At 64.4% G+C, this 14416-nt stretch carries 10 protein-coding genes; 2 read left to right on the top strand and 8 right to left on the bottom strand.

Features of this window, described 5'->3' with window-relative positions; all coding sequences use genetic code 11:
• Nucleotides 1-1289 precede the first annotated feature (1289 nt).
• Nucleotides 1290-1607: a TauD/TfdA family dioxygenase gene (locus QA635_RS41650; RefSeq protein ID WP_425249127.1), complete on the top strand. Its 318-nt coding sequence runs from the start codon at nt 1290-1292 to the stop codon at nt 1605-1607.
• A 425-nt stretch (nt 1608-2032) separates the two neighbouring features.
• On the opposite strand, the gene QA635_RS03965 is transcribed toward QA635_RS41650, so the two are convergent.
• The gene (locus tag QA635_RS03965; protein WP_283067072.1) at nt 2033-2473 is read right to left on the bottom strand and encodes a hypothetical protein; all 441 of its coding nucleotides are present in this window, start codon (nt 2471-2473) and stop codon (nt 2033-2035) included.
• Between the two features lie 147 nt (nt 2474-2620).
• Nucleotides 2621-2788, bottom strand: a complete 168-nt coding sequence (locus QA635_RS03960) for a hypothetical protein (protein ID WP_018268905.1) — start codon at nt 2786-2788, stop codon at nt 2621-2623.
• Nucleotides 2789-3105: 317 nt separating this feature from the next.
• Between QA635_RS03960 and QA635_RS03955 the strand changes: the two genes are divergently transcribed.
• Nucleotides 3106-3315, top strand: a complete 210-nt coding sequence (locus QA635_RS03955) for a hypothetical protein (RefSeq protein ID WP_038378294.1) — start codon at nt 3106-3108, stop codon at nt 3313-3315.
• Nucleotides 3316-3388: 73 nt separating this feature from the next.
• Here the strand turns inward: QA635_RS03955 and QA635_RS03950 are convergent, their stop codons facing one another.
• The 6 genes from QA635_RS03950 to QA635_RS03925 all read right to left on the bottom strand — a co-directional run bounded on the left by QA635_RS03950 (nt 3389) and on the right by QA635_RS03925 (nt 14340).
• Nucleotides 3389-4318 carry a DUF2493 domain-containing protein gene (locus tag QA635_RS03950; RefSeq protein ID WP_283067068.1) on the bottom strand — a complete coding sequence of 310 codons (930 nt, stop codon included), beginning with the start codon at nt 4316-4318 and terminating at the stop codon, nt 3389-3391.
• Between the two features lie 330 nt (nt 4319-4648).
• Complete coding sequence (locus QA635_RS03945) at nt 4649-5716, bottom strand: DUF7146 domain-containing protein (RefSeq protein ID WP_283067066.1); 1068 nt, start codon at nt 5714-5716, stop codon at nt 4649-4651.
• The gene (locus QA635_RS03940) at nt 5716-10041 is read right to left on the bottom strand and encodes a strawberry notch family protein (RefSeq protein WP_283067064.1); all 4326 of its coding nucleotides are present in this window, start codon (nt 10039-10041) and stop codon (nt 5716-5718) included. The genes QA635_RS03945 and QA635_RS03940 overlap by 1 nt, the downstream gene beginning before the upstream one ends.
• Nucleotides 10042-10315: 274 nt before the next feature.
• The gene (locus QA635_RS03935) at nt 10316-10726 is read right to left on the bottom strand and encodes a hypothetical protein (protein WP_283067062.1); all 411 of its coding nucleotides are present in this window, start codon (nt 10724-10726) and stop codon (nt 10316-10318) included.
• Nucleotides 10727-10824: 98 nt separating this feature from the next.
• Nucleotides 10825-12969 (bottom strand): ParB/RepB/Spo0J family partition protein, encoded by a 2145-nt coding sequence (locus QA635_RS03930; protein ID WP_283067060.1) that lies wholly within the window; start codon nt 12967-12969, stop codon nt 10825-10827.
• A 174-nt stretch (nt 12970-13143) separates the two neighbouring features.
• Nucleotides 13144-14340 (bottom strand): DUF932 domain-containing protein, encoded by a 1197-nt coding sequence (locus tag QA635_RS03925; protein ID WP_283067058.1) that lies wholly within the window; start codon nt 14338-14340, stop codon nt 13144-13146.
• Nucleotides 14341-14416: the final 76 nt, after the last annotated feature.

The raw sequence follows: 14416 nt of genomic DNA, 5'->3' as shown, positions 1-14416 counted from the left end.
TAGCTACAGGCGCGTTACTCGTAAATACTTTATGATTCACGAGCCCTAGATTAGGTGCCTCGTCAAAAGACGGACTGGAATTCTCTAACAACATACGAAGCATCCTCGGGACCTACCCGGAAAGACATAAAGTACCCACGTTGCCGAAAACGGCGTGCCTGACCTCCAGTGCCAACTGGTGGAGATACTGATGGGCAATCGTAAATCCGACGCGGTACTTTCTGAGCTCCGAGAGCATATTGGCGAGCGCTAACGTGGTGAAACCTTGAAATTCGTCGATGCTTGAAACGGCGGCTGGGTTGGCTGGCTCTGGCGGACAGGGATCGAGTTCAGGCGCACCAAAGCATCGGCTGTGGAAACTCGAAACGCCATGAGCGTTCCTACGTCTGCGCTTCTGCTGATACGGGCCATTTCGGTTGAGGCGATGTGCCTCTGGCCGATGTGACAGAACATCGTTGCATACGCACACAGATCGGCACGTTCCGTACAAAGGTTGCGCGCCGATCATAAACGCATCTGTCAACATGCGCGGAAATCTGCCGGGTTAGGGTTTGATCGGGCGGGCATATTTTCCGATCGCCAACTTGTGAGCACCTACGGAAGAGTGACGGCGCACTGTGTCGCTGGTGGATTTCATAGTCGATGACATACGCGAGCTATGGAAAGCAAATCCACCTGTTCCGTCGGATATCAACCAGCTCGCCGCACTTGAGCGGCGGGTGACAGTTAGGAAAGACTATGCTCGCTTCGATCACCATGCTTGCGTAGCTGCCACCTTTAGGCGGCCCATCAACCGGGGCCGCATTCGCGAGCAATGGCCGCGCTTCTGCGCGGCTAAGTTCCTACAGCTTCCGGCTTTGCCTGGGGACCGGCCACGCCAAGCGAAAAGCCATGATAAATAATAGGAGAAACAGACTTCGAAGCCGTGAAAATCAGCTCTCACCAGATTGCAGCCTTTACAGAGATCTTCCGGCGGAGAAGCGTTTCCGAAGACCTTGTCGCTGGTCTTGTATGGTGGATTAAATTGAAGCTGATCCCAGTCTTCGAACTCGCTCACGTGATCACGCAGGCAGCGGGGCACGAGAAGCTATCCCAGTGGCGACACCGCACACGGTCCTGTCCCGATCAGTATTGACGCACGCGGCGCCGACGCAACTCGCTTGGCTCCCGTTAATCAGCAATAGGCCAGACCGCGACCGCAGATTTCATCGAGAAAAACAAGCGACGGCCGCCCGTAAGCGAGCATCCGCTCGTTCGGGTGATTCCAGAAACAGGAGAGCGAGTGCTGTTTGTCAGCCCAAGCTTTCTTAAGACGATTTCCAGCGTCAGCCCGCGGGAGAGCCAGCATCTCCTCGAGTTGCTATTCGAGCAACGTCTCGCGCCTGGAATTTACCGTTCGCTTCCGCTGGCATCCCAACAGCATCGCGTTCTGGGACAATCGGACGACATTTCACCTTGCGCCGCGCGACATCTTCAGCCTCGACTTCGACCGACAGCTCTATCGGATCACGTTACGCGGCGCAGTGCCTGTCGGCGTCGACGGAAAGCCGTCCACTTCGATCGAAGGCGACCGGGTCGATGCGGATTCGCCGGAGAATGTTCACTGAGCGGGACAGAGATTTAGGGTACGGCTGGACCGGTCATCGTTCCAGGGGCAGGTGTAAACTAGGATTACCAGCAAGTCGAATGCACAACGAATTGAAGTCGGGGCTAGTGCCCCGGCCTTTCTTTACGGGCACCTCTCGCCCGATGTCTTGGTTGAGCCTCAGGGCTTAGCGACGTCTTCTTCGTCCAAAACAGCGACGTTCTTGGCAAAAAGGCGAGCAGCGCGTCGCGATCCTCGGTCACGTATTCGCCCCTTCTCGTATTTGATGGAATCCTATCCACACTCCAACGACCGCCACAAGCCGACCCACCTTGCAATGATGGGCCAAGCCTCGGCGCTGGGCCGCTCATAGCCCAGGTTCGATGATGAAGGCCGCGTGCATTCTGGATGTCTGGTCCGGGGGTCGCCCCAGTCGGCGTGCTGACGTCAACCCTGCGCCAAGCGCTGTCTTGCTGGTCCGCCTGCGGCCATTCCGGTGAAGCGGACGAAGGCCGTGATGCTGACGGCAATGGCCCCGATGGCCGAGAAAATCGTTTGCCAGGTGGGTGAAGGCATCGCCATCTGGGCGATTCCATGCGTGGCGTTGTAACTGGCGACGGTGGCGGGCGCGACATAGAGGATGATGATCAGGAGCCGGAGCCAGGTCCGTGTCACGAAGGCGAGCGCAAGTTGGCCGACGCCGAAGGTTGCGCCGCCCGCCGCGAGGCCCACTGCGATGCCGCCGAATATGCCGGCCCCCGTGTGGAAGCTCCAGATGCCGATCGTCAAGCCGACGAAGACGGGCAGTGCGAAGATAGCAAGCGTGAAGAGCAGCCAGCCGAGGAAGCCGATGCCGAGGATAACGAGCAGTGGTCCGAGGATAATCATGGCGGTGGGCTCCGTGAGATAAAGGTCTGACGGTCGCGCCTTCCACCACCACCACGGCGCGAGAATGAGTATAGCTGCAGACAGGCGCCAGCGGGAACGAAAATCCCGCTAGCCTTCCGCAGTCCAACTCGCGTAGCGATGCACCCTTCATGGTTGGAAGGGGTCGAATTCGTGAACGATGGCGGCGGGATCGCCATCGTACTCACCGGATGGCATGACGCCGTAGGCGCCTGTGCCCGACTGGAAGACGACGACGCAGACCATGAGGGTGGTGGCGAGATTCCAGCCGTTAGCGAAGGCGAGGGCTTGAGACATTGATCCGGCTCCTGTACTGAGGCGGGGACCAACCCCGCGCGACAGGCGCCCGATGTGTCGGGCCGAGGGCCGCAATCACCGCGCAGACGAAGACGGAGCGGCGGCACGCTCACGCGTAAGCCGACCCCCTGCGGGTTGATGGCGTCAGGCCTCTCGGTCCGACCAAGGATCAGCGCTGATAGACGCGGGGTGGCGCCCGCCGGCAGGAGCCGTGCCTCGCAGCCTGCTGCAAGGGCGCTCGGGAAATCGTCGCCCCTACCGGCCGTTGGCTGATCGGCTAAAGTGCATTGCGAAGTGTCATGATGGAGTGAGGCGCCATGGCGGAATTCACGGGGCGCGACCTGCATCTGGTGAAGAAGGCGCTTGCCATTGCGGTGCTGGCGATCGAGCGGCAGCCGGGGCCGCTTCAATCGGTGTCTGACCAGAGCGACATGAAGGCGCTGCTCGACGATCTGATCGAGAACGATGCGGAGTTGGCGCACTATGCCCGTGCGGCACGGATCGCCGTAACGGGTGAGCCGGACTGAAAAGTGGGTTTGCGGAAAGCCGGCGATCCGCCTTTCCGCTCTCAAGTCACTACGCATTGCGGCGAGAGCGGCGCTATGCGCCGCCGAACCTCCAGACTGGGATGCCGAGCTTCTTCGCCTTGTCGGCGAGATTGTCCTGGATTCCCGTGCCCGGGAAATGTATCACCCCGATCGGCAGCTCGTTGAGCATCGCATCATTGCGTTTGAACGGAGCGGCCTTGGCATGCTTCGTCCAGTCGGGCCTGAAGGCGATCTGCGGGACCTTGCGGTTGTCGGCCCACTTGGCGGCGATCAGCTCGGCGCCCTTGGGCGATCCGCCGTGCAGCAACACCATGTCCGCATGCTTGGCGTGCACCTGGTCAAGTTTGGCCCAGATCAACCGGTGATCGTTGAAGTCGAGACCACCAGTCAGCGCGACTTTCGGTCCGGACGGCATGAGCACCTGATGGTCGGCGCGCTTCTTCGCGACCAGGAAGTCGCGGCTGTCAATCATCGCGGAGGTCAGATTGCGGTGGTTGACCTTCGACCCGTTGCGCGGTCGCCATGCGGAATGGGTGTGGCGTTCGAACTCATCGGCGGCCCGGTCGCGCATCAGCTCGAAGGCGTTGCGTCGCTCGATCAGCGTCTGCCCCTCCGCTGTCAGTCGTTCCAGCTCGACGGATTTGATCTCGCTACCATCCTGCTCCCGCTGCGACCGCTGCTGCGCCAGTTCGTTGTCGTCGAGCTCGCGCTCGATCCTGTCGATGGCACGATGGAAGACGTTCACTGTCGACCAGAGCAGGTCTTCGAGGTCGGGCTCAAGACGGGTATCGGACAGCGCCACCACGAGGGCATCGAAGATGTCGGCGATGCTGCCGGTGAGGACTCGCGCCTCAGGGAGCCACCGGGGATCGGGCTCATCGTGGAAGGGACGGTAGCCATGGAGCTGAAGTTCCTGGAGGACTTGATCGGTCGGAGATGAGCCGTGGTGCGGCTCGAAATCGTCGCCTCGGTTGGTGGTCATTGCGGCTTTCCTCTCGTCGGGTCGACCGCGCCCATCGCGGCCTTCATGGCGACGAAGGCGGCGAGCGGAACGGACTTGCACCCGCAGCGCAGCGGAGGGCCGGAGCGTTAGCGGAGGACCGAAGGGGGCCGACTATTTTGCCTCGCGATGTAAAGGCGGCTCAGCCGCCGACGGAAAATAGTCGGTCCACAAGGTTGCCGGTCCGGGCCGCTTGCCGCCCGATCGCCCTCTCAGAAGGCCGTGGAGCGGTCCTCTCCGGCACTGAGGGGAAGCAGGACCACCGGCCTCGCGATAACGAAGCGGCTGCGTCGCACCTCATCTCCGTTCCGGCTATGCCGCCAGCTCCATAAAGCGCGCAACATCCTGCACCGCGATCTGCACGCGGCTTGCGGCCTGAAGGGCGTCAAATCCGAGCAGGCGAAGATCCTCGTTGAAGTCGCCAAGCCGTGGCGAGATCACGATTGCCTCGATCCCAGTCTCCTGCGCCCGATCGATTAAGGTTGCCATGGCGCCGTCACCGGCAGGATCGTCATCGCGGGCGATGTAGAGCCGGCGGAGCCTGTCCGGGAGAAGGATAGCGGAGAGATGCGCGGCCGAGAGGGCTGCGACCATCGGCATTGTCGGCAGAATGCTGCGGAGCGACAGCATCGTCTCGATGCCCTCGCCGGCCGCCATGACTTCACCCGCTACACCAAATCGAACCGCGTGACCAAGCAGGTCGCCCATCGCCCGTTTCGGGGTGTCGATCCGCGCCTTGCCGAGCGTCGTCTCGCTGAAGCCTCCGGGGTCAAGCCAGGTACGATGCGCGCCGGTCAGGTGGCCGTCCAGATCAGTGACGGCGGCGATCATCGCCGGCCACGTCTCAGTCGCGCTGTGGTCGTCGGGCCTGTAGTAGCAACGTGGGTGAAAACGCAGACCTCCGGTTTCGTGCAAAGCCGTAATGCCGCGATTGCGGAGATACTCTTCTGCGAGTGTGCCCACGATCGACTGCGACATGCCGAAGAGCCGCCGCGCCGCCTCCGGCGATCCGAGGGGCGCGGGCGATTTTTTCGATCGGAGGTGATTTGGCTCGAGCTCCGGTTCTGGACGCGGCAGACTCAGAAAGCGTCGTGCCTCATTGGCGACGTCGCGAAAGCTGGTGTAACCGCAGCTTTCGCGGATCACGTCGAGGAGATCGCCATGTTCGGCCGAGGCAGCATCCCGCCAATGCCCAGCGGCGCCGCGACCGGATTCCGGTCCGCTGAGCCGGACGAACATCGACCGGCCGGGCGTATTGCGGACGTCGCCCACTGTCCAGTAGCGGCCCTGGCGCCGCCCGTTGGACAGGTAATGGCGACACACCGCCTCGGCCTCACGCGCGAGACGACGGGCCAGTTCGGAGGCGTTCTCGCGGGCCATCAGGCTGCCCCCCGCTCACCGATGCGCGCCACCGGATAGTGGTCGAGCACCTTCGCCAACACCGCAGCGCCAGTCGCATCTGTGGGGACAAACATGCGCAGCTTCCACGAGATGATCTCGCCGAAGAGGCCGTAGGCGCGCAGCCGCTCACGCATTGCATCGGTGAAGCCGGACAGCTCGATGCGAGAGGCGCCCATGACGCGGACACGACGGAGCTGCAGGTCCTCGGCGAGGTCAAGGATGGTGCGCCCCTCCATCAGCGCCGAGAAGGCTTCGTGTGGCGTCAAGCTGCAGGTAGCAGTAGCGCAAGCGTTCGCCGCCCAGGCTGGCGAGACCCTGCGACCGATGATGCGTTCGCCCTCGTCGGTCTGGAGCCGATAGATCCGGGTCAACTCGTTCGGCAGCCGCTTCCAGATCGGCAACAACAAACCCGAGACGATGTGGAGGGTGCTCTCAGCAAACCCGGGGACGTCGACGACTTCTCCGTTCCAGGCTGCGGCGAACGTCTCGCGATCGGCAGGCTGCCAGTGGCTCTCGTCCATCATCTTTATCGAAGCGTGATGGTGCTCCATGGGGCGGATCAGCCGCACGCGGCATTCGATCTCGCCGTCATCGAGCATGAAGCTTGGCGCCGGAATCTGCACGGCGGCACGGCCCGAGCGCTCGTTGACCAGCAGCACCGCCTGAGGATCGGCGAGATAATCGAGCGCTTGATCAAGCGTCATGGGATGATTGCACCGGCGTTCGGTGATCGTGAGCAGCCGGGTTTCGGCGCCGGTCGAAGGGTGCGTGTAGATCGGGCGCCGATCGGTGACGACGAAGCTCTCGGCCTGCAGCGTCTCGAGGCCGACGTCGTAGACACCGCTGGCGATGGCGCCCTCGACCTTGGCGTTGAGGAGCTGCTCGAAGGCCGTGAACAGCAGACCTTGTAGGTCGATGGTGAGCGCGAGCAGGCGATTCAGGAACGTCGTGATCGGTGGCAGCTCGTCCTTGATGCCGTTTTCGTCCGTGAGCCTCAGGCCCGTGGCATCCTCGAAGGTCTGGAGCGAGCAGCCTTCTACCTTGCCGCGCGCGAGCAGCAGATAGAGCTGGCGCAGCGCATCCCGGGCGTAGTGGCTCTCGAGATTGTCCTCGGGCCGGAATAGACCCTGGCCGCCGGTCTGGCGCTGGCCGCGCGTGATGGCACCCAGCGTATCGAGCCGGCGGGCAATGGTCGAAAGGAAGCGTTTCTCCGCCTTGACGTCGGTCGCAATGGGGCAGAACAGCGGCGGCTGCGCCTGGTTGGTGCGGTTCGTTCGACCAAGCCCCTGGATCGCGGCATCGGCCTTCCAGCCCGGCTCGAGCAGATAATGGACGCGAAGCCGGCGATTCCGCGCCGAGAGTTCGGCGTGATAGCTGCGGCCCGTGCCGCCAGCCTCCGAGAAGACAAGCACTTGCTTCAAGTCGTCCATGAACGCGGCGGTCTCTGCGAGATTGGCGGAGGCCGCCCGGTTCTCGACGGCAAGCCGGTCACCCCTGCGCACAACGCGCCGCGAACGTCCGGTCACTTCCGCCACCAGGTCCGTGCCGAAACGCTGCACGATCTGGTCGAGCGCGCCGGCAACAGGCGGAAGCGAAGCGAGCCGCTCGATCAGTTCATTGCGGCGAGCGACGGCCTCACGGCTCTCCACGGGCTGGCCGTCGCGGAAAACGGGCCGGGAGGAGAGATTGCCCTCGGCGTCGGTGAAGGGCTCATAGAGTTGCACCGGGAAGGAATGGGCGAGGTAGTCGAGCACGTACTCACGCGGCGTGATGTCGACCCGCACGTCGTTCCATTCCTCAGGTGGAATCTCGGCGAGCCGCCGCTCCATCAGCGCCTCGCCGGTCGACACGATCTGGATCACCGCGGCATGGCCCTCGGCCAGGTCCCGCTCGATGAGGCGAACCAGGGTCGGCGTCTTCATGCTGGTGAGCAGATGGCCAAAGAAGCGCTGCTTCGCGGACTCGAAAGCCGAGCGCGCGGCTGACTTCGCCTGTCGATTGAGCGTCCCGGTCTCGCCGGTGATGTTGGCGGCCTGCATCGCCGCGTCGAGGTGATTGTGGATGATGCTGAAGGCGCCGGCGTAGGCGTCGTAGATGCGCCGCTGCTCGTCGGTGAGCTGGTGCTCGACCAGCTCGTATTCGACGCCGTCGTAGGAAAGCGAGCGGGCGGTGTAGAGGCCGAGTGAACGAAGATCGCGGGAGAGCACCTCCATCGCCGCGACGCCGCCCTCTTCGATCGCTTCGACGAACTCGGCGCGGGTGGCAAACGGAAAATCCTCACCGCCCCACAGGCCGAGGCGTTGGGCGTAGGCGAGATTGTGGACCGTGGTGGCGCCGGTCGCCGAGACATAGACGACGCGGGCATTGGGCAGCGCATGCTGCAGGCGCAAGCCGGCACGCCCCTGTTGCGAGGCGGCGACATCGCCCCGCTCGCCCTTGCCGCCACCGGCATTCTGCATGGCATGGCTCTCGTCGAAAATGATGACGCCGTCGAAGTCGGAGCCCAACCATTGAACAATCTGCCGGACGCGCGAAAGCTTCTCGCCGCGGTCGTCGGACCGCAGCGTAGCGTAGGTTAAAAATAGGACGCCTTCGGCCAACCGGATGTCGCGCCCTTGAGGGAAGCGCGAGAGCGGGGTGACCAGTAGACGCTCCATGCCGAGCGCCGACCAGTCGCGCTGCGCGTCCTCGAGCAGCTTGTCGGACTTCGAGATCCAGACCGCCTTGCGCCGGCCCTGCAGCCAGTTGTCGAGAATGATGCCGGCGGACTGGCGACCCTTGCCGGCGCCGGTCCCGTCACCGAGCATGAAGCCGCGACGGAAGCGGACGGCGTTCGGTGCGTCGTCGCGGGCGGCCGTGACGAGGTCGAAGGTCTCGTCAACGGTCCAGGCGCCGGCGAGATAGTTGCCATGCGCCTCGCCGGCGTAGATGACCGTTTCAAGCTGGGCGTCTGAGAGGACGCCGCCACCAACGAGGTTCGCCGGCAGGCTGGGTCTGTAGCTCGGCTTCGGCGGTGCGACCGAGGCCATCGCGGCCGACTGCACCAGCTTGGTCGGATGCGCCTGCGCGCCAGGGATCCGGATCGATTGGAGCCGGTACTCCTCATAGATGGCGTCGCTGAGGCGCGCGCCTTCGGGCGGCGTCCAATCGACTGTCTCGTAGGCGAGGTCGACGGCTTCAGGATCGGCGACCGACGGTTTGTCCGTCTGCCCGGCCGCCCGCGCCAGATAGCCGCGCACGGTGCGAGGCGCCGGCGAGACTGATATGGGAAGCGTGCCGCTTGATACAACGCTCAGGCGAGGTGGAACTTGTTCGCCGATCCAGCGGAGCAGTGTCGCGACGTCGGGCGCCATTCCCGGCGACGCCGGGAACGCGCTCGGGTCATCGGCAGGCACCTTGTCAATGACGGTGAGGCGCGTCTCGATCGTGGTGCCGTGCTTGGCATAGACCGCACCGGCGATCGCGGCGGTGAACACCACGCGGCCGTGCTCCTGCAATCGGCTGAAGGCGTCGCGCCAGGCTGAGGCTTCGGGTGAGAAGTTTGCGCCTGATATCGTGACCAGCCGGCCGCCATCGGCAAGACGCGCCAGCGCCGAGGCGATGTGACGGCACGCCGTATCGGCCATGCGGCCGGAAACATTCGCCATCGCCGAGAACGGCGGGTTCATCAACACGACGCTTGGGACCACCGTGGGGTCGAGGTGATCGTCGATCTGGGCCGCGTCGAAGCGCGTGACGGAAATGGCCGGAAAGAGGGAAGAGAGCAAGGTGGCCCGGGTCTCGGCCAGTTCGTTCAGCACGAGCCCGCCGCCGGCAACGTCGGCGAGGATAGCAAGCAGCCCGGTGCCTGCGGACGGCTCCAGCACGCGATCCGCTGCCGTGATGGCGGCCGCGGTCAGCGCCGCCAGGCCGAGCGGGATCGGCGTCGAGAATTGCTGAAAGGCCTCGCCCTCGGCAGAGCGGCGCGTGTGGGTCGGCAGAAGTCCCGCGATCTTGTCCAAAGCGGAAAGTCGTGAACCCGCAGAATCAGCTTTGCGGAAGAGCGCCTTTCCGTATTTGCGCAGGAACAGGACTGTGGCGGCTTCACAGGCATCATAGGCCGTCTTCCAATCCCAGGCGCCCGTCGCATCGGACGCGCCGAAGGCCACTTCCATCGCGGCGCGCAGGATTGCGGCGTCGATGCGTTGGCTGCGCTCGAGATGCGGGAGGAGCCGTTCAGCCGCAGCGATTATGGCGCCCTCGGGAGTGCGAACAGGCGAGATCGGCGCGAGCTGGTCGGCCGCGATCGGGGAAAGGTCAGTCATGGAGGAAGCCTTCAGGAGAGCGGGAACGGGCGAACCGATCGGCGCTCTCTCTGACCGCACCGGCCCAAACCCGTCCCGGCCGTCCTCTCCCTCTCAGCATCAAGGCGGTGCCCGACATGAGAAACGGCGCCCCACCGGAGGGCGGCGCGCCACGCACAGAGCGTTCCTCAGTATCCGAATTGCTAAGACGGCGACGCCCGACCGTCGTCAGCGGCGGCGACCGCTTCCGCGAGGTAGCTCGCCCCGGCTTCGACGACAGTGACGATGTATTTCGTCATGACGCAGCTCCCTCGATCGGGTCGTCTTCGCCCGCGAGAATGGCCTCGGCCTTGGCGATGGCGGCGTCCGCCCGTCGGCGCCAAAGCTCGACACCCACTGAGCCTCCCTCCGGGGCGGCGAGTATCTTGAGCAGACCGAGCAGCAACTCGAAATGGTTGGCCTTGCGTTGGACCTGCTCGTCGAAACGTGAGGGGAACGGCAGGGGGCGGCTGACATAGGCGGCGTCGCGTCCTTCCCAGGCACCGGTAACATAGGTCTCGCCGGACGTTTCAACGTCCGACTTATTGCCGTCCCAGCCCTCGTCGGCGATTGCAAGGCCGCAGGCTTGGTCGAGCGTTTCGGCGTCGTAGGTTCGCTGCCGGCGGACCGGCAAATGATAGGTCGTCTCGATGGTGAAGAGGGGCACGGGAGCCTCCAGAATGCAAAAGCCCGGCTCGAGCCAGGCTTTGGGGTGAATGGCAATGAAAAGAGGCGGGGCGGCCGAAGCCGCCCCGCGTGCTCGAGCTATTCGGCCGCGATCATGCGCGACTCGTCCGCTTCATCGGCCGGAGTTCTCTCGTCGTCGCCGGCGAGGAATTCAGGCAGCGCCTCGCCATCGCTCTCTGGCTCCGCGGCGTCGACGGTCACCGCTTGGTCGGCGCCGGTCACCCGGAGGGGCTCGGGCAACCAGCCGGTCTCGGCCAGGAGCCGTTCAGCCTCCTTGGCCATGTCGCCCTTCTTCAGATGATCGATGAGCTGCGCGGCCCGCTCGCCGGTACCCTCCCGCACCGCCTCCAGGATGCGGCGCTTCGGCACGCGGCCGAGATAGTTTTCGACGGTCGGACGCCAACCGGACACCACCATGTCGAGGTCGACGGCCCGGGCGATGCGATCGGCCTCAGTGATCCGCCGCTCAATGGTGTGCGGGGTGGCGCCGCCGCCGTAGCGATCGCCCTTCTCGTAGAGCGCGTTGACGCCGAATGAGGCGCAGTGCGCGAAGAGCGCCGCCTGCTCATCGCCCGTCAGACCGGTGAGCCAGTCCCAGAGATCGGCCTTGTCTTTCGGCAGGCGCTCCTCCCACGTCTTATGGCGCGCGTCGATCGCCTTGGCCGCTGGCGTGTCCTTCAGCCCTTGCGCCTGCACCGGGAAGCTGGCGCTTCGCACCGAGACCTCCATCGCCGTCCCATAGGAGGAATAGCGGGAGAAGACGTCGAGGCAGAACTTGTACAGCACCGCCTGGAAAGCGACCGAAGGCGTGATCGCCAGCCTGTCGCGCAGCGCCAAAGTCCGCTCCGCCGTGAGCTCGGTCAGCAGGCGGTCCGGTAGCGGCTTCACCGAATCATCATCCTCGTCCTCGGCCTCCGCGACCTGCCCGCCGATGGTGATGACGGCGCGCTGGCCTCCCGGCGCTGATGGTTCGGCGCCGTCGAGGGTCGCGGCGGCGGGTTCGCCATCGCAGCCCTGCTCTGGCTCGGCCACGGGCAGCTCGTCCTCAGGCCGGACGTAACCGCGATCAACCAAGAGCGTGCCTTCGGCGTCGATACCGACGAACACACCCGCGCGGGCGACGTCGGCAAGCTGATAGCTGATGGGTCGATCGTCAAAGGCGGCGAGAGCCGCCTCGATTTCGCCAAGTCGGTGGTCAACCTCGTCGGGAAGCTCATCCGCACCGTCATGCTCGGCTTCGAGCCTGGCAAATTCGGCCTTAAGCGCCTCGATGGTCGCCTGCTCGTCGGCGGTGAGACCGGCGGATACACCGTCCAGCTCGCGCAAGCCACGCGTGTGGCCGTAGGGGAAGTCGATCGAGACCTCGATCCACTTCCAGCCTTCTGCGGCGATCGTTTCCGCCTCCGCCTTCAACTTCTCGGTAACCAGACGGTCGAGCAGACCGACGTCCTCGAGCCAGCCGCCGTCGTCGGACTGGAACAGGTCGCGCAGCACCACGCCCCCGGCCGCCTCGTATACGTCGAGGCCGACAAACACGGCCCGCCGGTCGGAGGCACGCACCGTCTTTTCCGTCAACGTGCGGCGGATCTGGTAGGGCTCCTTCTGCCAGGAGCCGGAGATAGCTTGCCAGACCTGCTCTTGACGGCCGTGATCCGCGGTGACGGTGAACGCCATCAACTGCTCGAGCGACATGCCGTCCTCAGCATAGACGTCGAGCAGCGCGGGCGAAACCGAGGCGAGGCGCAGGCGCTGCTTCACCACGTTGACTGACGTGAAGAAGGCGGCAGCGATGTCCTCCTCGGATTGCCCCTTCTCGCGCAGAGCCTGGAAGGCACGGAACTGGTCGAGCGGGTGCAGCGGCGCGCGCTGGATGTTCTCGGCGAGCGAGTCGTCCTCGGCGAGAATGTCGGTCGCCGGATCGCGCACGACGCAAGGCACCGGCGCAGTCTTGGCCAGGCGCTTCTGCTTCACCAGCAGCTGCAGTGCCCGATAGCGACGTCCTCCGGCCGGGATCTCGAACATGCCGGTCTCGGCACCTTCGACGTCGAGGACCGGCCGGACGTTGAGGCTTTGGAGCAAGGTACGGCGGGCGATGTCCTCGGCCAGCTCCTCGATGGAGACGCCGGCCTTCACACGCCGGACGTTTGACTGGCTAAGCACCAGCTTGTTGAAGGGAATGTCGCGCGAGGACGACAGGGTGATCTTCCGAACGGCAGTAGCCATGGGTGATACTCCGCGACGGCCCGACCCAAAGCCTCTCTCTGGGCCTCCAAGCCGTCACGAAGCGCAGCGCCGTCCTCTTCCTCTCAAGGGCAGCGCTGCGAAACCGGCAATTAGGAAAGACGGAAAGCAACGAAACCGGAGACACGCCGTTCCGCATCTCCGGCTTTCTGGGTTTCAGGCTACGCGGTCGAGCAGCTTCTTGGCGCGCGCCTCCATATCGAGCCGTGCGTCCTGATGGGTCTTGCCCCGCGCAACCGCTGTGATGCCTTGCACGAAATCGAACACGCTTTCAGGCTTGCGCCCCTCCTCGGATAACACCCGTTCGATGATGTTCGCTGTCTCTGTCTTCGAGAAGCCGCGCTTGCGCAGGAACTCGCTGCGGTCGTCGTCGGTGCGGGCGACGATCTTTTCCCGTGCGGCCTTGATGCCGTTGACGAAGGGCATCGGTGAAGAGTTGGCAAAGCTGGCCAGCGCCGGCGCCGCCTCGTGTGCAAAGCGTGAGGCGGCGTATTTGGAGTGGCGGATGGTGATCTCCTCGAAATCCTCGACGCCCCAGAGATTACGGTTCTGGCAGACGGCCCGGAGATAGAAGCTCGCCATGCCGAGCGTCTTCGCGCCCACCTCGGAATTCCAGCAGTAGAAGCCGCGGAAGTAGAGGTCCGGCGAACCGTCGGGAAGCCGGCCGGCCTCGATGGGGTTGAGGTCGTCGACCAGGAACAGGAAAACATCGCGATCGGACGCATAGAGCGTCGTCGTGTCCTGGGTGATGTCGGCGCTCGGGTTGTAGACGCCAGTCGACCAGTCAAGCACGCCCGGGATCTTCCAGCGCGTGTCGCCCGTGCCATTGCCGGCGATACGCTGAACGGCCGCCACAAGTTCGTGGTCGAATATACGGCCATATTCGGGACCCGTAGCGGCGCGAAGCTCGACGCGACCATCTTCAATCTCGAGCGTCTTGACCTGCTCGGCCCGATGAGAGCTGAGGCCGAATTGCAGGTTGATGCCAGCGAGCGGCGCCGGAAGCTGACGAAGGTAAGTCGCCGGCGCTCCGACCAGGCTGGCAAGCTGGCCGAAGCTCCAGTGAGTCGGCGCGATCGGCGTGTCGGAACCGGGCAGCAGCAGAGCCAGGCGCTCGGCATCGTCCCGGCTCGCCTCAACCCGGATCGCAGCACTCTCGACCGTTCGGATCCGGCTTCGCTCAGCCCGCCCACGTACCGCGGCATAAAGGTCCGACAGGGATAGATAACGCTCATCCGCGGGCCGCGAGAACCATTCCGACGATACGCGGCTGACGCGTTCGCCGCGGGTCACGTCCACCTTGTAGCCGCCGACGCGGTCGCGGGCAGCGCTCAGAACTTCGACTTGGGTCATGGGTCATCTCCACGACAGGCGCCGGAGGCCTCCCCTCCGAACTTCAACCCGTCACGGCGAAGCCGGTCCGCCCTCT

This window comes from Bradyrhizobium brasilense, assembly GCF_029714345.1.
Lineage (GTDB): Bacteria > Pseudomonadota > Alphaproteobacteria > Rhizobiales > Xanthobacteraceae > Bradyrhizobium > Bradyrhizobium australafricanum.
This window is presented reverse-complemented; position numbering and strand designations above follow the sequence as displayed.

Bases quoted from the DNA above. Each gene is read 5' to 3' on its own strand.
- QA635_RS03960 (WP_018268905.1), bottom strand. From the start codon at position 2,788: ATGTCTCAAGCCCTCGCCTTCGCTAACGGCTGGAATCTCGCCACCACC.
- QA635_RS03930 (WP_283067060.1), bottom strand. From the start codon at position 12,969: ATGGCTACTGCCGTTCGGAAGATCACCCTGTCGTCCTCGCGCGACATT.
- QA635_RS03955 (WP_038378294.1), top strand. From the start codon at position 3,106: ATGGCGGAATTCACGGGGCGCGACCTGCATCTGGTGAAGAAGGCGCTT.
- QA635_RS03940 (WP_283067064.1), bottom strand. From the start codon at position 10,041: ATGACTGACCTTTCCCCGATCGCGGCCGACCAGCTCGCGCCGATCTCG.
- QA635_RS03965 (WP_283067072.1), bottom strand. From the start codon at position 2,473: ATGATTATCCTCGGACCACTGCTCGTTATCCTCGGCATCGGCTTCCTC.
- QA635_RS03950 (WP_283067068.1), bottom strand. From the start codon at position 4,318: ATGACCACCAACCGAGGCGACGATTTCGAGCCGCACCACGGCTCATCT.
- QA635_RS03945 (WP_283067066.1), bottom strand. From the start codon at position 5,716: ATGGCCCGCGAGAACGCCTCCGAACTGGCCCGTCGTCTCGCGCGTGAG.
- QA635_RS03925 (WP_283067058.1), bottom strand. From the start codon at position 14,340: ATGACCCAAGTCGAAGTTCTGAGCGCTGCCCGCGACCGCGTCGGCGGC.